A 16,860-nucleotide genomic window follows, 5' to 3' on the forward strand; every position below is an offset into this window, starting at 1 on the left:
CGAGGAAAACGCTCGTTCTCTAGGATACGTAGGGAGAACGATCGTTCTCTCGCTGGGAAGGAATGCACGATGAGCACACGTCCGCCGCTTCCGCCGTTCACCGAGGAGACCGCCAGGCAGAAGGTCCAGGCCGCCGAGGACGCCTGGAACACCAGAGACCCGGAACGCGTCGCGCTCGCGTACACGGAGGACTCGGTGTGGCGCAACCGGTCGGAGTTCCTGACCGGACGCGAGGAGATCGTCGCCTTCCTGCGCCGCAAGTGGGAGCGCGAGCAGGACTACGCCCTGCGCAAGGACCTGTGGACGTTCGGCGGCGACCGCATCGCCGTCCGGTTCCAGTACGAGTGGCACGACGCCGACGGCCGGTGGTGGCGCAGCTACGGCAACGAGCTGTGGGAGTTCACCGCCGAGGGCCTGATGAGCCGCAGGGAGGCGAGCATCAACGACGTGCCGATCGAGGAGGGCGATCGGCGCATCCGCGGGCCGCGCCCCGAGTCCGAACGCGGCGCCGGCCTTCCGCTCGCCTGACCGCGGCTCGGGTGCTCGGCGGGCCGTGCCGGCCGTTTTGTCGTATGGCTCGGATACGTTCCGGATCATGACAGAGCGTTCCCCCGACGGCGCGACCGTGTGGGCGCGAAACAGCAGGCTGCGGGTGGTGCCGCCGGTCCAGCCGCGCAAGCTGGCGAAGGTCCCCTTCGTCGAGCTGGCGGACGGCCGGCTGCAGGGTGTGGTGTCGAGCGGCTCGGACATCGGCCGGGTCTACGTCTCCTCCATCGCCGCGGGCACCCACAACTACAACTGCAGCACCAACAACAACCGCCCCTGCGGCGGCCTGTACGGCGCGCCGTGCAAGCACCTGCACGCCCTGGTCGCCGAGGCCGTCCTGCAGTACGGCGCCGACCGCGTGGCCCGTTATCTGCGGGCCGAGGTCCCCGAGGGCGCGGAGCTGACCGACTGCCTGCGCGGCACCCACGAGCCCGCCCCCGCCGCGGTCGTGTTCAGCCGGTTCCTGCGTCACCTGGCCTACCTGGAGGTGCCCGACACCACCCTGCCGATCCCGGAGCTGCACTGGTTCCCGGCCACGGGGACGGTGCGCTGATGCTCGCCGTACAGCTCGCCGCCCTGCTCGGCGACTCCGATGGCGCCGGCGAGGGGGCCGGAGAGGCGCTCGCACTGCTGGACGGCTTCGACGACGCCCTGGTGCACGGCCTCGCCCGGCTCGCCGACGAGCGCGCCGACGCGGTGGCCGCGCTGGCCGCGGCGTTCGCGGCCACTCCCCTCGGCGCCCGGCTGGCCGAGGCCGCCGACGCGGTCGTGTCCGGCGCGATCACCCAGGAGCACCTGACGGCCCTGGCCGGCGGCCGGATCGCGTTGTCCGGCGCCGTCCACGACGCCCTGCTCGCGAGCCTGGACACGGCTCTGGGCCGGGAGCGCGCGCAATGGCCGTCCACGCCCGGCGGTCCCACGCCCGGTGGGTCCGGCGCGACGCCCGCCGGCAACGCGCTCGAGGGCGTCCGTTCCTGGCTGTGCGAGCTGGCCATCACCGGCTGGCGCGGCGTCGACCACGACCTCGTCTCCGCGGCGGACCAGGTCATCGAGGCACTGCTCGGCACACCGGCGCTGCGCAGGCTCGCGGTGCTGCTGGACGGTTTCGCCGCGGAACTTCGCGCGTGCAGCCCGATCGGCTCGGCGGAGCACCTGCCCGTTCGGCGCTGGGCCGACCTGTGGACCCGGGCCGTGCTGCTGTCGCAGGACGGCGTCCTGACCGGCGAGTTCGGCCCCGCCGCCACGGTGTCGGGACGGCTGCTGGTGCTCGGCGTCGACGTGCACGAACACGGCACCGCCGTCCAGTTCCAGGTGCACGCCGTCCTGGAACCCGCCGACGGCGGCCCGTCCCGGCTGGTGCGCATCTCCGTGACGGTGGCCAAGGTCGACACCATCGTCGGGCCCGCGCTGTGGAAGCTGCCGCAGCGTCACAAGGTGCTGCTGGCCGCGCTGGCGGACCGCCGCGGCATCGAGATCACGGACATGCCCCTGCTCGACAGCGGCGACCTCGTCTGGGACGACGACCGCGCCTTCGTGAGCAAGCCCGCCGACCCCCTGGCCACCGCCCGGCTGTGCCTGGCCGGTGCGCTCGCTCCGGCGGTGCCGCCCCTCGACCGGGCTCCGGTACGCATCGCCGAGCCCGTGCTCGTGGAGGGCTACAAGGTCACCGGGGACGGCTCCTTCGACCTCGGCGGCGCCGTCATCGCCGTGGACACCGAACGGCTGCCCGACTGCGGCCCGCTCACGCCCAAGCTGGTGACGGCGTCGTCGGCGTGCGTGGGGCTGCTCCGGTGGGACGGCGGCCACTGGACGCTGCAGCCGCTGGCCGTCCAGGCGAAGGTCAAGCGCGAGACCGTGGTGGTCGCCACCGGCGACTGGGCGCTCGGCCCCACCGATCCCAAGGCGGCCAAGGCCGAGGCCAGGGCCGCGGACGCGGTGGCCGTGCTGCGTGAGCGAGCCGGGCGGTTGCTGCGACGATGAGCGACGACATCTCCACGAGCGCCCAGCCGATGGGCGACGGCGTCTCCACGGGCGGAGACGCCACCGCGCACACCGGTTCTTCCGCGCCCACGTCGCCGGCCGTCTCCCCTGCCGGTTCCCCTGCCGGTTCCCCTGCCGGTTCCAGGGTCGGTGACGACGGACTGACGACCGCCGACAGAAACCGGCGTCAGCTGCTCTACTGGCGGCTGCTGGCCCGGCTGTTCGACCACGAGGAGCAGCCGGCGCTGGAGACCGCGAGTGTCTCGGTCGTCGGCGACCTGGGCATGCCCGCCGGGCTGCTCGATCCGGCCGTGTCGGTCGACTCGCTGGTGCAACGCTTTCCCGAACTGGCCGCCGAGTTCGAGACCCTGCTCACGGCGGGCGAGCACGTGCCGGGCGGCGAGGTGCGCCGGGCGGCGCTCGTCTCGAAGCTGCTGCTCAACGCCTTCGCCACCGGCGCCGGTGACGTCAGCGCCACCCAGCTCGCGACCTGGCAGCAGGACGCCGCCTGGCTCAAGCGGGCCCTGTGCGCGGGGCCGGCGCCCGGACCGGGAACGGGCGCGGCACCCGGAACGGCCGCGGGAACGGGTGCCGGAGACCCGGGCGGCGTATCCGGGGCGCAGGCCGGGACCGGGCCCGATGCCGGACCGGCGGCCGGGTTCGGGCAGGGGCCCGGCGGCGGGACCGGCCGTGAGATCGGTGCCGGGCTCGGCGGCGACCTGGCCAAGGTGCTGGCCGACATCGAGGCCGGGCTGGTCAGCCGCATGCGGCTGCGCGAGGTTCTGGCGGATCCGGCCCTGGCCCGGCAGCTCACGCCCAGCATGTCGCTGGTCGAGCAGTTGCTGCGGGACAAGGCCAACCTGTCGGGCGTGGCGCTGGCCAACGCAAAGGCGCTGATCCGCAGGTATGTCGACGAGGTCGCCGAGGTGCTGCGCACGCAGGTCGAGAAGGCCGGCGTGGGCACGATCGACCGGTCGGTGCCGCCCAAACGGGTGTTCCGCAACCTGGACGTCGAACGGACGATCTGGAAGAACCTCACCAACTGGAACCCGGAGGACCAGCGGCTCTACGTCGACCGGCTCTACTACCGGCACACCGCCCGCCGGACCACTCCGGCCCGGTTGATCGTCGTGGTGGACCAGTCGGGGTCGATGGTCGACTCCATGGTCAACTGCACGATCCTCGCGTCGATCTTCGCCGGGCTGCCCAAGGTGGACGTCCACCTGATCGCCTACGACACGCGGGCGCTCGACCTCACGCCGTGGGTGCACGACCCGTTCGAGGTGCTGCTGCGCACCAACCTGGGCGGCGGCAACGACGGCCCCGTCGCGATGGCCATGGCCCAGCCGAAGATCGCCGACCCGCGCAACACGGTGATGGTGTGGATCTCGGACTTCTACGAGTTCGACCGGTCCCAGCCCTTGTTCGACGGCATTCAGGCGGTGCACCGCTCGGGGGTCAAGTTCATCCCGGTCGGCTCGGTGAACAGCGGTGGCCAGCAGAGCGTCAACCCGTGGTTCCGGCAGAAGCTCAAGGACCTCGGCACGCCCGTCATCTCCGGCCACATCCGCAAGCTCGTGTTCGAACTCAAGAACTTCCTCGCCTAGGAGGCCCCCTCATATGACCAACGAGATGCTCCGCGCGCCCGCCGAGGTGAAGTACGCCGAGGAGCTCGACTGGCTGGAGTCGATCGACGACGGCCCCAAGCCGTTCTCCTGGCGGCTCAGCCCCCGGATGGTCCGGCTGTTCGTGCTGGGCAGCGAGCGGTCCGACGGCCTCGACCGCGAGATCCCGCAGAAGTGGTTCGGCGACCGGAGTTTCGTCGAGCGCAGCATCGTGACGCTCGCCTCCGACCGCGGCCTGCTGCTGATCGGCGACCCGGGCACCGGCAAGAGCTGGCTGGCCGAACTGCTGTCCGCCGCCATCTGCCGCGACTCCACCCTGGTCGTGCAGGGCACGGCGGGCACCACCGAGGACCACATCAAGTATTCGTGGAACGTCTCCATGGTGATCGCCAAGGGCCAGTCCCGCGAGTCGATGATCCCCTCGCCGATCATGACGGCGATGGAGCAGGGCATGATCGGCCGGTTCGAGGAGCTGACCCGCGCCACCAGCGACGTGCAGGACGCCCTGATCTCGATCCTGTCGGAGAAGTACGTCTCCATTCCCGAGCTCGACACCGACAACACCGTGTTCGCCAGGCCCGGATTCTCGATCATCGCCACCGCCAACAGCCGCGACCGGGGCGTCAACGACCTGTCCTCGGCGCTGAAACGGCGGTTCAACTTCGTCCGCATTCCGGTGGTGACGAGCAAGGCCAGCGAGGCGGAGATCGTTCGCTTCCGCACCACGGAACTGCTGCGCCGGCACCGCATCGAGCTGGACGTGCCGCCGGCGCTCCTGGACATCCTGCTGCAGAGCTTCGCCGACCTGCGCACCGCGGCGGCCTCGGCCACGAGCGAGGACGAGAAGCTGGAGTCGGCCCTGTCCACGGCCGAGCAGATCGGCGTGCTGGAGGACGCCATCCTGCACAGCCACTTCTTCGGCGACCGCACGCTGCGCGCCGAGACGCTGGGCGGCGCGCTGGTCGGCTCCCTGGCCAGGCGCGCCCCCGAGGACCTGGCCATCCTCAACAAGTACTGGCACGGGGTGGTCGAACCACGCAGCAGGAACGACGGAGGCGAGTGGACGCGGTTCCTCGACGGCGGCCGTCAGGCGATCTCGACGCTGTCATGAGCTCCTTCGACGCCCTGCGCGGGCAGCTTCTCGACGCCGCCGCGGCATTCTCCGGCGGCGGGGACGTCCTGGCCGGCATCCTGTCCGGCATGGTCGACGACGTCGACCGCATGCTGCGCGAGGATCTGGAGATCTTCCCGGTCTGCCACCACTCGCCGGCCTCCGCCCTGGCGATGACCCGGCGGCTGCGCGACAAGCGGCCCAAGGTCGTCTACCTGGAGCTGTGCGAGGACATGCGCCCGCTCCTCGACGAGCTGCGCAACTGCCGGCTGCCGGTGGCGCTGCAGGCGTTCGCCACCCAGCTGGACGGGTTTCCGGCCGGCTCCGGACCGCTCAGCGTGATCGCGCCGGTCACGGAGGCGTCGGCGGAGTACCAGGCGATCGCGTACGCGCTCGACACGCCCGGCGTCGAGATCGTGCTGGTGGATCGTTCGGTTGACCACGTCTTCCAGTGGCTGCCGCAGGAGACGGACGATCCGGCTCCGCGGGAGCAGGACACACAGGGCGAGGAGACGGCCCTCCACGGGGACGCCGTGGGTGTCGAGATCGGCGACCTGCGCCCACGCTTCGCGGAACTGGAGAAGCACCTGCTGCACCACGGCAAGGTGCGGCACTGGTCGGAGTGGTGGGACCAGTACGTCGAACAGCCGCTGACCGGAGCGGACTACGACACCTACCGCCAGGCGATGGCGCTGATCGGCAGTCTGTTCCGGCGGCTCCGCCCGGACGGGCACGACCGCCTGATTGCCGACGAGGAACGCGAGCGCTACATGTGGACGCGCATCCGCGAGCATCTCTCGGAGTCGGGCGCGGACCCCGCCGAATGCCTGTACGTGTGCGGAGCCTTCCACGCCGTCAGCACGGTCGCGGAGTTCGGCCTGCGGTCCGAGGCGCCGCCGTACACCATCGCCCCCCGTACGGGCACCCGATGGCTGTACGGGCTGATTCCCTCCAGCCACTCCGCGATCGAGGCGCAGTTCGGCCTGGCCCAGGGCTCGGTGTCCATCGCCGCCGCCACGTGGGCCAAGGCGGTCAGGCGCGGGGGCGTCACGCCGTACCGGCTGGAGGGGCAGCAGGGCGGCCGCGGGAAGCGGGGCGGCAAGGCCGCACCGCCCGTCGCGGCCGAGCCGGCGGCCGACCGGCTGTCGGGTTTCCTCGCCACCCCGCCCGCGCTGGACGGCCTGGATGAGGACGAACTCCGCGGATGGTGCGTCGACATCGTGCGGCTGGCCCGCCGCAACGGCTATCTGGCCAGCACGGCCGACGCCATCGCCGTGTTCGAGACGTCGATCCTGCTCGCCGGGCTGCGCGGCCGGGCCAGGCCCACGCCGTACGACTTCGCCGACGCGGCCGTCACCTGCATCGAGAAGGACGTCGTGCCGGGCCGCAGGGACGTCCGGCGCCTGTGCGAGATCCTGCTGGGCGGCGACAAGATCGGGATGGTCGGCTACGACGCGCTGCCTCCGCTGGCCCGCGACGTGTACGACCGGCTGGAGCCTCTCGGGCTGGACCTGACCAGGCGCACGCAGCAGCGGGTGCTGCTCGACCTCAGGGCGGACCCCGAGCTGGAGCCGTGCTCGGACCTGCTGTGGACGCTGCGCTACCTGCTGCCCGGCGGTGCGCTCCGGCCGATCATGGGGGCGCGGCGCCTCGGCGAGCGGCCGATCCAGGAGAGCTGGGACGTGGCCCTCGGCCGGCACCAGCGGGAGATCGTCGAGCTGGGCTACGAGGGCGTCACGGTCGAGCAGGTGCTGGAGCAGCGGCTGCGCCGCAAGGCGTGGGACCCCCAGGCCACGGCCGGGGCGGCGCTCGCGGCCGTCGAGGACGCCATCCTCTTTGTGGGCGGGCGGCGCTTGCCCGGCGAGCTCGGCGCCCGCGCCGTCGAGCTGCTGGCCGCCGAGCGCACCGTGGACGACGCTCCCGAGGTGCTGCGCCGCATCAGGCGGCTGCTGACCTACTACCGGGCGAGCGAACCGGAGCTGCCCGCCTGGTGCGAGGACTTCGTCACAGCCGGGTACTCCCACTACTGCACGCTGCTGCCCACCGCTTTCGCCGACGACGACACCGGCGCCCGCCAGGTGGGCGCGATGCTCGGCTTCCTGTTCACACTGGAGAGCCTCGCGCTGTCACTGGGCTGCGACCGGGCCCAGCTCGAACTGGCCGTACGGCAGTCGCACCCACAGGACCCGGCCAAGGTCGCGCTGCTGTGGGCCGCCCAGACGCAGCTGGGCCTGCTGACCAGGGACGAGCTGCGCGTCCGCTGTGACGAGCTGCTGGCCAACCCGCTCGTCGTGCCGGCGTATCCGCTGTATGTGAGCGGGTTCGTCCAGGCGCTCGAACCGGTGCCCGGCCTCGCGCCGTTCGTGGTCGAGGCGCTGTCGAAGGCCTTCGCGCGGCTGCCCGACCCCGTTCTGCTGCCGTGGCTGCCGACGTTGATCTGCACGTTGCGGCAGCACGCGCCCGAGCTGGTCCCCGTCCTCGTCCGCGAGGCCGGGCGGACCTTCCCCGGCACGCTGCCCGAGCTGGACGCCTGGACCCCGCCATGGGAACGGCCGGCCTCCCCGGCGCGAGCGGCCCGGGCGGCGGCCGCGCCGAGCGGGCCGGTGTCCACGCTGCTGGCCCGGCACCCGGGGGCGTGCGACGCCGTCGCAGCACTGCTCGGCTGTACGGCGGAGTGGGGGAGCACCGGGCACGGGCACGACGAGGTGGCGAGCCTGCTCGACCGGCATCCGGCGACGACCGGCGCGGTCGCCGCGCTGCTGGGCGCGTGAGCCCGCACCCGCGCCTTCACCCGGTGGGGGCGTCGGTCCACCCGGTGGCGGCGTCGGCGAGCAGGGCGGGGACAAGCGAGGCCAGGACGGCCTCGTCCTCCTCCCTGCGGGGGGCGTACTCGGTGATTCCCAGGCCGGCCAGGGGAAAGCGGGCCGTCAGCGCGCGTACGGCGTCCCGCAGCGCCGCGACGGACAGACCGCCGGCCTCGGGATAGCTGAGCGACCCGAACTCCTCCGGATCGAGAACGTCGAGGTCGATGTGGATGTAGACGGCGGTGCCCCCGGCGGCGGCGACGGCCGGGACCAGGACGCCGGGGTCGGCCGTCAGCTCGGGAACGGTGAGCCGGGCGAGGCCCGCGTCGGTGGCGTAGGCCAGCTCCGCCGGATCCAGCGCGCGGACTCCGGCGAGGACCACCTGCCGGGGGTGCAGAGCCCGCGGCGGAACCAGGTCGGGGTGCCCTTCGCCCAGCAGAGTGCGCAGGACCATGCCGTGGAAGGCATGCGAGGGCGAGGATCCGGGCGTGTTGAGATCGCCGTGGGCGTCGAACCAGACGACGGTGAGCCCGTCGCCGTGTCGCTGCAGAGCGGCCGACACCGGCTGTACCTCCACCCCGCAGTCGCCGCCGACCGTGACGACCGTGGCCGTGCCGCACTCGCCGAGCGCGGCACGCGTCCGGGCGGCGACGGTGGTGAGGACGTCCAGGGCCCGGACTCCGTCCCGCTCGGTGCCCGCGGTGTCCGGAACGGGCACCCGCACGGCCCTGACGGGCGGCCCGGCGGACGATTCGGTGAACGGATCGGTAGGTGGCTCGGTGGCGGTCAGCAGAGAGGCCAGCCGTTCGGCGCCGAGGGACAGGAGCCGTGCGTCCTCGACGCTCGAACCCTGCCATTGGGGCACCTGAAGCACCGCGGTCGGAAGCACCGCCTGATCATTTCATGCCGATGCCCGCCGGACAGGGCGCGTACGCGTCGTGCCCGGGCCGGTGGTGGTGCGCGTCGCCGCAGCCCGTCATGCCGGGCCCGTCGTGCTCGGGCCGGTGGTCGTGCCGTCACATCATGCCGGGCCCGTCGTGATCGGGTCCTCGCCGGTGGTGTTCTCACCCCGTGGTTCTGGGGCGCCGGCGGAACCGGCAGGCCGACGGCGTACGCCGGTCCTCCAGCGCCTCCAGCACCGCGTCGATCCGTTGCCGGCACTCGTACGGCTTGGCGTGCCGCCGGCTTCCGGTCCGTCTGCCTCCGGTCGTGCCGGCCGGGGCGTCGGTCTTCAGGCCGCACTGCCAGTACCACTTCTGCAGGCCGTGCAGCACGCACACGTAGAGAGTGTCGATGTCGTCGGAACAGTGTGCCGCGTACGCGGTGATCTGGTCCCAGGTGGCGACGAGCGGCGTGGTGGTGGAGCCTCCGGCGCGGACGTGCGTCAGCACGTACAGGCGCGTGTGCCGGTCGAACTCGGCTTCGACGACGTCGCTCAGCAGGCGCGGCTGCCGCCGGACCAGGCCGGCTCGGGGCGGTGGCCAGGACGAAAACGTGATCAGGCTCAGCAGCGCCACCTCGATGCACCAGTCCAGAGTCATCGGGGCTTCCCTTCGTCGGAGGCCGTACCGGGATCCGCCCCCAGGGGCGGAGGCTCGGCCGCCGGTCGTCGCGCCGTCGCCTCACGAGGTGACGTGACCGGGACGCGGGTACGGTCCACGGGTGAGACAGGACATTGGAGAGCGGCTGCGACGATGCCGGTCGCAGCCGCTCTCTCGCGGCGCGTCTCCATCCGCGCCCCTGCCCCAGGTAGCGGGGTGTGGATGTCGACGACCATCCGGTCTCCCGGAAGGCAACTCCGCCGCGAACCGGACGAGGGACGTCCACTAGCTACCCCCACGCCCCTCGCCTTTCCCGGGGATGGCGCGCATCCGCCGAGAGCATCGCGGTGCTGTCGTCGCCGGCGCTGTGGGATGTCCGCCCACCGCGCCGGCTGACACCAGGCGAGCGGTTAGCGGTGACCCCAGCCGCCCTGACCCGGGCCGCCCTGACCCGGGCCGCCCTGACCCGGGCCGCCCTGACCCGGGCCGCCGTGGCCGGAGCCGCCCCAGCTGCCGCCCCCCGGACCGCCGTGGCCCGAGCCGCCGGGACCGCCGGGACCGCCGTGGCCGCCCCAGCTGCCGCCCGGGCCGCCCCAACCCGGGCCGCCCTGGCCAGGACCGCCGTGGCCGGGGCCGTCGGGACCGCCGTGGCCCCAGCCGCCGTGGTCACCCCCGTGGTCGCCGCCGCGGCCCCAGCGGCCCCAGCCATCCCAGCTGCCCCAGTCGCCGCGTCCCCAGCGGCCGCCCCAGGAGCTGCCGCCCCAGTTGTGACCCGGGTTCCCGAAGACACGGCCGGGAAGGCCGTACCAGCGGCCGGGCAGGCCGAGGGACGTGTCGCACCCCCAGCTACCGGGCAGGGGCAGCCAGCGGCCGCTGACGAAGTAGACGGGCCGGGTGAAGCCCGTTCCGCAGGACGGCGAGACGTAGACGCCGCCGTTGATGACGTACTGGCAGCTGGGGAGCATGTAGGTGCGACCGGCCACGATGTACTCGTGGACGCCGTCCCCGAGCTGGTAGCCGGGGAGGCCGTACCAGCGGCCGGGCAGGCCGCTGACGGCCTGGTCGCACCACTCGCCCGGCAGGGCGTAGGTGCGGCCGCCCAGGACGTACACCGGCCGGGTCAGGCCCGCCCCGCAGGACGGCGAGACGTAGACGCCGCCGTTGACGACGTACTGGCAGCTGGGGAGGATGTACGTCTTGCCCTTCAGGACGAAGTGGTGGACGCGGATGTCCGCGCGCGGATCCGGTCCTCGCCTGGGGGTGTCGATCGGGCGCGAGATGCTGCTCGTCGCCTGCGAGGCCGTGCTCGCCGTGCTCGCCGCGCTCGCGGCTTCGGCGGCCAGCACCGCGGGGGTGACGATTGCAGCGGTGGCGAGTGCCCCCGTGAGGAGGGCTTTCTTCATCGTCAAGAGACGATTCCTTTCATGAGGTGCTGCTGCTGTCGGATCGAACGCACATCCCGGCAGCCGGCGACGTGCGACGGCGAAGCGGGATGCGCAGGACGGCAGTCGAGGCGATTCGACTCGGGCTCCCCGTGAGAGCCTCCGCGGAGGATCAGGGGGTGACCCCGGACCGGAGACACGTAACGGGATCAAGAGCGCTCATCTGTGTCAGCAGATTTTGACGACATCGAAGGCCGGAACAGGTCGAGAGTCCGCACCCCCGCTGCCGCCGCGATGGCGTCCGCCGTGGTGCGGCGGCACGTCCCTCGTTTGAGCAGGCCGTCGATGCACTGTCTGGTAAGTGCCGCCCGGCGAGCGAAATCGGCCACGCTTTGACTGCGACCGACCATCAAGGCGCGCAAGAGTGCCACGCTCCGAAGGTGCATCTGCGGCTTTCCCGCCATAGCGAACCTCTCCGATGGAAACTGCATCATCAGATTCTGCTGACGTCTCGACTGCAGGTCGCACTCTAATCCGACCGAGCGCACGGCCGCACGTGAAACGGAAGCTTCCAGCGAATAAATCTTGTGCGTGATGGCTTTATATGACGCATCTTGTTGACAGAACTGATCCCTTGCTTCGTCGGGGTTTGCTCCCTGTCGTCAGGATCTAGCGGGCATGATGGTGGCGATCGCGGTCAGAAAGATTCGAGGAGCTGACAACCGAATGCCGTCGCAGCGCGTGACACCCGACCAGCCCCCCACCCCCCTGAGCGACTGCATCCGCGACTACGTGGCGGACAAGGGGATGAGCATCCGTACGCTCGCATTGCGGTCGGTGAGCGGAAGCACAGGTCAGTGCCTCACCGCTCAGTGGATTACCGACGTGCTGAGCGGCCGGGTGTCGCGGATGCCTGATCTCTGGCGCCTGGAGGCTCTCGCGACCGGCCTCGAGATGGATCCGGACAGCGTCAAGGCGCTGGCCATAAGTCAGTGGATCGGGTGGGACATAGCCGACGTCCGGACCGGCGTCGGAGAACGGCTGATCTTTCGCGTGCCCAAGGGGTATACGACCGAACAGTCGGCACGCCTTGCCGATCAACTCATGCGGGCGATCAATAGCGCGCCGGCCGATCCGGAAAGGGAGGAAACGTGATGTTCCGGATGTACGGTCGCCTCAGGCGGGGCTGATGCGTCAAACTTTCCTGGCAACGAGCAGCGAAACGATCGGGGACGTGATTGCCAGAAAGGATATGGTGGATGATTCGTGTCATCGCCGTCGCAACCAACAGTGGAATTCCGTCGCGCCCAGTTGCTGCATAGCTGCCCGGCAGTAATCCTCCATGCACTTCAGGAAAACCGGATCATCGCCTATGTCGACGAGAGGCAGTTCGCCCCCGAGCTGACGATCCCCATGGACGAGATCGGCACGGCGACGCTGAAACTGCTCCAGCCGGTCGAGGACGCGCGCCCGATGCCGGCGCTCCGCGTCCGCGTCAGAAGAAGCGGAGATCTCGGCCATGAGCTCGCCGTGGCCGAGTTCGCGACAGAAGAAATCACAGTCGGCGTCGAGAAGACGCTCATCACCGAGGAGCTCGCCGCCTGCCTGAGTGACGCCGGCACCGCGGTCACCCGCGCCTTCGTCCGGCGTACGACGTGAACCCTTGGCAAGGCCGAGGCCGAGGCCGAGGCCGTACCGGGCTGACGTAGCGGGTCGGGAAGGAGCGGCCGCCGTCCTCGGCGGACGAGCGACGGCCGGAGACGGCGCCGAGGAGCCGGGGCGGTTCCGCGGGCCCGCCGGTGAGGCCGAAGGGGACGGCTAGAAGCCGGGTTCGTGCGGGCGGGGACGCGCGGTGGGAGGCCGCGTGCGCCTGGACGAATGGACGGGGCCATGGTGTCGCCGTGCCCGTGCCGGCCGGGCCTTTTCGCCGCGCCTCGAGCGGGTGTCGTGCTCGGCGGGCGGCGGCGCGGGCCTCGGCGCAACGGTCCCGAACCGGATCGCGCCGTCGGGGGTGGTCGTGGCCACGATGCCGCCGACCGGAGGCGCGCCCGGCGCCGGACCGGAGGCGTCGGTGCTCGCCCAGACGCTCGCGGCGGCCAGGACCGCGAGCCCGGTCACGACCACGGAACGGATCAGCCTGGGGCGGCGTGGAAAGCGACGTCCCGGAGGTGTCGGAGACGGGGAAGGCTCGTGCCGGGTGAGTGGCGCACCGCCGGTGCCGCGGTGCCGTCCGGGGGAGGAGGGCGCGTACGGCGGCGGCTTGGGCCCGGCCGCGCGGGCGAGGCCGTAGGGGGCTCGCCTGGTGGGACGATGCGGGCGAGGTCTGTCCTGGCCGTTCATCACGCGCTCCGGATCCGAGGAAGTCGTGTCGTGCACGAAGAGAGACGCAATGACTACGAACGGTATCCGAGATCTCGGGATTCCGGCCGACTTTGGCCCCAGGTTGTCAGCAAATTCTGCTGACAACCTGGAGTTTTAAAATCCCCCGCCGAGCGCGTGCTCGATCGAGGGTCGTGCTCGCGATCCTCCGGGGCGTTCTCTCACCGCGCCCCCATCGCGATGGATCAGCCGCAGGGGGTGGTGTAGTAGTCGGCCCCGCAGTCGTCGTAGAGGCTGTCCACGACGACTACCGGGGTGGTCCAGTAGCCCAGCGGGCGGCTCCAGTAGCCGAGTGGACGGCCCCAGTAGCCGTTGCCCCACCGGTGGCCCGAGGGGTGACCCCATCCATGTCCCCAGCCGCGTCCCCAGTCGGCGGCGTGAGCCGGAAGACCGGCCTGTGCGGTCGTGGCCGTCTGCCGCGGGGTGGCCGTCTCGGCCGAGGCCGCGATCGGCGCCATCACGACGAGTCCGGCGGCGCAGGCCGCGCCGGCCAGGAGCAGTCGCTGAATCATGCGTAACCTCCTGTTGCTTCGAAGTCACTCAATGTGACCGCTGACACGGTACAACGCCTCCGATCACGTTCCTGGACGGCGACACATCAAGCGACGGCAATGTCGCGAGAGGCACCGGCCATGCCTCCCGGCCCTCCCGGGCGGGCCGGTCCGCGAGCCGGCCGTGGCCCCCTGTCCGGAGACCACGGCCGGCACCCGATTCGTCAGGAGGCCCGAGACGCACCTGCCGGCGTCACGGGCTATGGGCGGTGGTCAAGGCGGTGGCGGGCGGACCTACCAGTCGCCGTCCCCGCCCTCGTCCTCGTCGCCCTCGAAGATCTCTTCGACGATCTCGCCCGCCACCAGACCACCGACCACTCCGGCGGCGCCGGCCGCGGCCACCGCACCCCAGCCCGGGCCGCTGTGGTGCTCGTGGTGGCCTCCGTGGAAATGAGCGTCGTGCCCGTGCTCGTAACCGCCGTGGCCGCCGTAACCGCCGTGGCCGCCGTACGGTGCGCCGTGCTGGGCCAGCCCGGTGAGCCAGCGGTCGATCTCCCCGGCCCAGTCCATGCGTACGGCGTCCTCGTGACCGACCCGGAAGCGGCCGATGGCGTCGGCGGAGTGGTGGCCCGCGCGTTTGTCGGCCTCCAGGATGACCTCCAGACCGGCGGGGTCGGCCACGAAGGTGAGCTCGACCTCCCCGACGACACCGGCCTGCCGCGGCGGCGGGTAGAACTCGATCTCCTGGTAGAACGGCAGCTCCTGGCGCACGCCGTGCAGGTGGCCCGCCTCCAGGTCGGCCGACTTGAAGGCGAAGCCGAGCCGGAGGAACGCCTCCAGGACGCGCAGCTGGGAGGGGAGCGGCTCGACCGCGACGGGGTCGAGGTCGCCCTTGTCGACGGCCTTGGCGATGGCCACCTCGGTGCGTACGCCGAGCGCCATGCCGGTCAGGTGCTGCCCGTCGATCTCGCTGATCGGGGCCTCCCACGGCACCGGAATCTGGAAGGCGATGCTCCGGTTCTCGCCCTTGCGCAGGGTGAACGGACCGGACACCCGCGCACGGGAGAACTCGCCGAGCCCCGCGCTCTCGCCGTCGCCGTGCTCGAGCTCCACCCCGGCGACGAGGCCGAGAGTGATCTCCTCGATCTCGGCGTCGAAGTCGCCGCCGGACAGTCTCACCTCGCCGGTGAGCACGCCGCCCGGCCGGACCCGTGGGGTGGTCAGTACGGTGTCCACCGAGGGGGCACCCACCCCGAGAGCGCCCAGCATCCGCTTGAAGACCACGTGTTTCTCCCTGTAGACGGTCGATGAGGTGTGTCAGCCGCCCACTCGAACGATCAAGACCAAGGGCCGGGTTCCGCCGGTTGGTAAAGATCGCGCTTTCGTCGGCCGGCAATCCGCGCGGCGGCGCCGGCACGCGACGGCCGCCAGGGCGCGTCACACCCGGGCGAGGGCGGACCACCAGGGCCGTAGGGCCGTGTCACACCCCCGCACGAGGATGGCCGCCCCTTCACCGGCGGCCGGAGGGTGTGCTCCTCGCATGTCCCGGCTGGCCCGTGACCGGCGGGCGCGGCCGAGTCAACCGGTGCACGCCCAGGCCGACGGCGGCCAGGACGGCCACCCCGGCCACCGCCAGGAGACCGGCCCGCTGGGAGATCTGCTCCACCAGCCCGTAGGAGCCTCCCGCGGCGTACCCGAGCCCCACGGTGCCGGCCCCCCAGGCCAGGCCGCCGGGCACCTCGAAGGCGAGGAATCTGGCGTACGGCAGGCGTCCCATGCCGGCCAGCAAGGGGATCAGGGCGCGCAGCAGACCGACCCAGCGGCCGAACAGGACGGCCCACCCGCCGCGCCGCCGCAGGTAGTTCTCGGTGCGGTCCCAGCGCTCCGCGCTCACCCGGCGGCCGAGCCGGCTGTCGCGCACGCGCGGCCCCAGCCGCCGGCCGACCCGGTAACTGATCGAATCCCCCGCGACCGCGCCCACGCCGGCCACGGCCATCGTGAGCGGCAGGTTCACGTGGCCCGTGAAGGCGAGGAAGCCGGCCATCAGCAACGTGAGCTCGCCCGGCACCACGAGCCCGACGAGTGCCGCCGTCTCCGCGCAGGCCATCAGCCCGACCACCAGGTAGGCCCACGGACTCGCCATCGCCATGAACTGGTGCAGCCCCTGTGTCATCGGTTGCCCCCCGCCGCCGCGACGACTCCTCCCCACAATGCACGTCACACCGGGAACGTCAGTAGCTCGCGGCGGGAAAACCTCGGTAAGCGTCGGACCCGCGAGGGAGACTTCCGACCGCGCCCACTCGGGAGCCGGGGTTCATGGTCGAATCGTTCTTCCACCTCTTCCACAGAGGAGACGAAGGCACATGAACCACAGATCTCTTCAGGAGACCAGGGAGTTCTTCGCCGCGAAGGCGGCCACCTGGGAGGAGAAGTATCCCGACGACGGCCCGGCCTTCGCCGCCGCGATCGCCGAGATGGCGCTGCCGGCCGGGGGGCTGGCCGTCGACGCCGGCTGTGGAACCGCCCGCGCTTTTCCTGCGCTGCGGGACGCGGTCGGAGCAGCGGGGCGCGTGGTGGGCGTGGACGTCACCCCGGAGATGATCCTGTCGGCCCGCGCACGGGGGCGGGGCGACTACGGCCGGCTGCTGGTCGCGGACGTCGGGCGGCTTCCGCTCCGCGACGGCGTGGCCGACGGCGTGCTGGCGTCCGGGCTGATCTCCCATGTCCTCCGGCCGGCTGCCGTGCTGTCCGAACTGGCCCGGGTGACCCGGCCGGGCGGGATGCTGGCGCTGTTCCACCCCGTGGGCCGGGCGGTGCTCGCGGCACGGCGCGGCCGCACCCTGACCTCCGACGACGTACGGGCCCGGCACAACCTGCGTCCCCTGCTGGACGAGACCGGATGGACCCTGGTCGATTACCACGACACCGACGAGCGCTATCTGGCGCTGGCTCGCAGATGAGCCGGCTTCGGCTTCGCTGTGACGCTCGGGACGGAATTCGA

15 protein-coding genes are annotated in these 16,860 nt (G+C 71.8%); 9 read left to right on the plus strand and 6 right to left on the minus strand.

The window, feature by feature from the left end; all coding sequences use genetic code 11:
• The first annotated feature begins 69 nt into the window (after positions 1–69).
• The 6 genes from AAH991_RS22845 (at position 70) to AAH991_RS22870 (ending at position 8,033) form a co-directional block, all read left to right on the plus strand.
• A complete protein-coding gene (locus tag AAH991_RS22845; RefSeq protein ID WP_346227925.1) occupies positions 70–528 on the plus strand; it encodes a nuclear transport factor 2 family protein in 459 nt (152 codons plus the stop codon).
• Positions 529–595: 67 nt separating this feature from the next.
• The gene (locus tag AAH991_RS22850) at positions 596–1,099 is read left to right on the plus strand and encodes a hypothetical protein (protein WP_346227926.1); all 504 of its coding nucleotides are present in this window, start codon (positions 596–598) and stop codon (positions 1,097–1,099) included.
• Positions 1,099–2,526, plus strand: a complete 1,428-nt coding sequence (locus AAH991_RS22855) for a hypothetical protein (protein WP_346227927.1) — start codon at positions 1,099–1,101, stop codon at positions 2,524–2,526. Before AAH991_RS22850 ends, AAH991_RS22855 begins: the two co-directional genes overlap by 1 nt.
• Positions 2,523–4,133: a VWA domain-containing protein gene (locus tag AAH991_RS22860; protein ID WP_346227928.1), complete on the plus strand. Its 1,611-nt coding sequence runs from the start codon at positions 2,523–2,525 to the stop codon at positions 4,131–4,133. Before AAH991_RS22855 ends, AAH991_RS22860 begins: the two co-directional genes overlap by 4 nt.
• 13 nt (positions 4,134–4,146) lie before the next feature.
• Complete coding sequence (locus tag AAH991_RS22865; protein WP_346227929.1) at positions 4,147–5,262, plus strand: ATP-binding protein; 1,116 nt, start codon at positions 4,147–4,149, stop codon at positions 5,260–5,262.
• A complete protein-coding gene (locus AAH991_RS22870; RefSeq protein ID WP_346227930.1) occupies positions 5,259–8,033 on the plus strand; it encodes a DUF5682 family protein in 2,775 nt (924 codons plus the stop codon). The genes AAH991_RS22865 and AAH991_RS22870 overlap by 4 nt, the downstream gene beginning before the upstream one ends.
• A 16-nt stretch (positions 8,034–8,049) precedes the next feature.
• Here the strand turns inward: AAH991_RS22870 and AAH991_RS22875 are convergent, their stop codons facing one another.
• The 3 genes from AAH991_RS22875 to AAH991_RS22885 form a co-directional block, all read right to left on the minus strand.
• Positions 8,050–8,955 carry an arginase family protein gene (locus tag AAH991_RS22875; RefSeq protein WP_346227931.1) on the minus strand — a complete coding sequence of 302 codons (906 nt, stop codon included), beginning with the start codon at positions 8,953–8,955 and terminating at the stop codon, positions 8,050–8,052.
• 175 nt (positions 8,956–9,130) lie between these two features.
• On the minus strand, positions 9,131–9,607 hold the full coding sequence (locus AAH991_RS22880) for a hypothetical protein (RefSeq protein WP_346227932.1): 477 nt from the start codon (positions 9,605–9,607) through the stop codon (positions 9,131–9,133).
• 410 nt (positions 9,608–10,017) lie between these two features.
• A complete protein-coding gene (locus tag AAH991_RS22885) occupies positions 10,018–11,010 on the minus strand; it encodes a hypothetical protein (protein WP_346227933.1) in 993 nt (330 codons plus the stop codon).
• A gap of 657 nt (positions 11,011–11,667) precedes the next feature.
• Between AAH991_RS22885 and AAH991_RS22890 the strand changes: the two genes are divergently transcribed.
• The gene (locus tag AAH991_RS22890; RefSeq protein ID WP_346227934.1) at positions 11,668–12,144 is read left to right on the plus strand and encodes a hypothetical protein; all 477 of its coding nucleotides are present in this window, start codon (positions 11,668–11,670) and stop codon (positions 12,142–12,144) included.
• A gap of 135 nt (positions 12,145–12,279) precedes the next feature.
• Positions 12,280–12,648, plus strand: coding sequence for a hypothetical protein (locus AAH991_RS22895; protein ID WP_346227935.1), 369 nt, complete (start codon positions 12,280–12,282; stop codon positions 12,646–12,648).
• 905 nt (positions 12,649–13,553) lie between these two features.
• On the opposite strand, the gene AAH991_RS22900 is transcribed toward AAH991_RS22895, so the two are convergent.
• The 3 genes from AAH991_RS22900 to AAH991_RS22910 all read right to left on the minus strand — a co-directional run bounded on the left by AAH991_RS22900 (position 13,554) and on the right by AAH991_RS22910 (position 16,032).
• A complete protein-coding gene (locus AAH991_RS22900) occupies positions 13,554–13,880 on the minus strand; it encodes a hypothetical protein (RefSeq protein WP_346227936.1) in 327 nt (108 codons plus the stop codon).
• A 273-nt stretch (positions 13,881–14,153) separates the two neighbouring features.
• Positions 14,154–15,143, minus strand: coding sequence for a sporulation protein (locus AAH991_RS22905; RefSeq protein WP_346227937.1), 990 nt, complete (start codon positions 15,141–15,143; stop codon positions 14,154–14,156).
• Between the two features lie 226 nt (positions 15,144–15,369).
• Positions 15,370–16,032: a DedA family protein gene (locus tag AAH991_RS22910; RefSeq protein WP_346227938.1), complete on the minus strand. Its 663-nt coding sequence runs from the start codon at positions 16,030–16,032 to the stop codon at positions 15,370–15,372.
• Between the two features lie 190 nt (positions 16,033–16,222).
• Between AAH991_RS22910 and AAH991_RS22915 the strand changes: the two genes are divergently transcribed.
• Positions 16,223–16,819 (plus strand): class I SAM-dependent methyltransferase, encoded by a 597-nt coding sequence (locus AAH991_RS22915; protein WP_346227939.1) that lies wholly within the window; start codon positions 16,223–16,225, stop codon positions 16,817–16,819.
• The last annotated feature ends 41 nt before the right edge of the window (positions 16,820–16,860 follow it).

Source organism: Microbispora sp. ZYX-F-249 (genome assembly GCF_039649665.1).
In the GTDB taxonomy this organism is placed as follows: domain Bacteria; phylum Actinomycetota; class Actinomycetes; order Streptosporangiales; family Streptosporangiaceae; genus Microbispora; species Microbispora maris.

What these genes read in the sequence shown, in the direction of transcription:
- AAH991_RS22855 (WP_346227927.1), top strand. Translation starts at nt 1,099, where the DNA reads ATGCTCGCCGTACAGCTCGCCGCCCTGCTCGGCGACTCCGATGGCGCC.
- AAH991_RS22880 (WP_346227932.1), bottom strand. Translation starts at nt 9,607, where the DNA reads ATGACTCTGGACTGGTGCATCGAGGTGGCGCTGCTGAGCCTGATCACG.
- AAH991_RS22890 (WP_346227934.1), top strand. Translation starts at nt 11,668, where the DNA reads ATGATGGTGGCGATCGCGGTCAGAAAGATTCGAGGAGCTGACAACCGA.
- AAH991_RS22865 (WP_346227929.1), top strand. Translation starts at nt 4,147, where the DNA reads ATGACCAACGAGATGCTCCGCGCGCCCGCCGAGGTGAAGTACGCCGAG.
- AAH991_RS22870 (WP_346227930.1), top strand. Translation starts at nt 5,259, where the DNA reads ATGAGCTCCTTCGACGCCCTGCGCGGGCAGCTTCTCGACGCCGCCGCG.
- AAH991_RS22860 (WP_346227928.1), top strand. Translation starts at nt 2,523, where the DNA reads ATGAGCGACGACATCTCCACGAGCGCCCAGCCGATGGGCGACGGCGTC.
- AAH991_RS22845 (WP_346227925.1), top strand. Translation starts at nt 70, where the DNA reads ATGAGCACACGTCCGCCGCTTCCGCCGTTCACCGAGGAGACCGCCAGG.
- AAH991_RS22885 (WP_346227933.1), bottom strand. Translation starts at nt 11,010, where the DNA reads ATGAAGAAAGCCCTCCTCACGGGGGCACTCGCCACCGCTGCAATCGTC.
- AAH991_RS22900 (WP_346227936.1), bottom strand. Translation starts at nt 13,880, where the DNA reads ATGATTCAGCGACTGCTCCTGGCCGGCGCGGCCTGCGCCGCCGGACTC.
- AAH991_RS22915 (WP_346227939.1), top strand. Translation starts at nt 16,223, where the DNA reads ATGAACCACAGATCTCTTCAGGAGACCAGGGAGTTCTTCGCCGCGAAG.
- AAH991_RS22850 (WP_346227926.1), top strand. Translation starts at nt 596, where the DNA reads ATGACAGAGCGTTCCCCCGACGGCGCGACCGTGTGGGCGCGAAACAGC.
- AAH991_RS22910 (WP_346227938.1), bottom strand. Translation starts at nt 16,032, where the DNA reads ATGACACAGGGGCTGCACCAGTTCATGGCGATGGCGAGTCCGTGGGCC.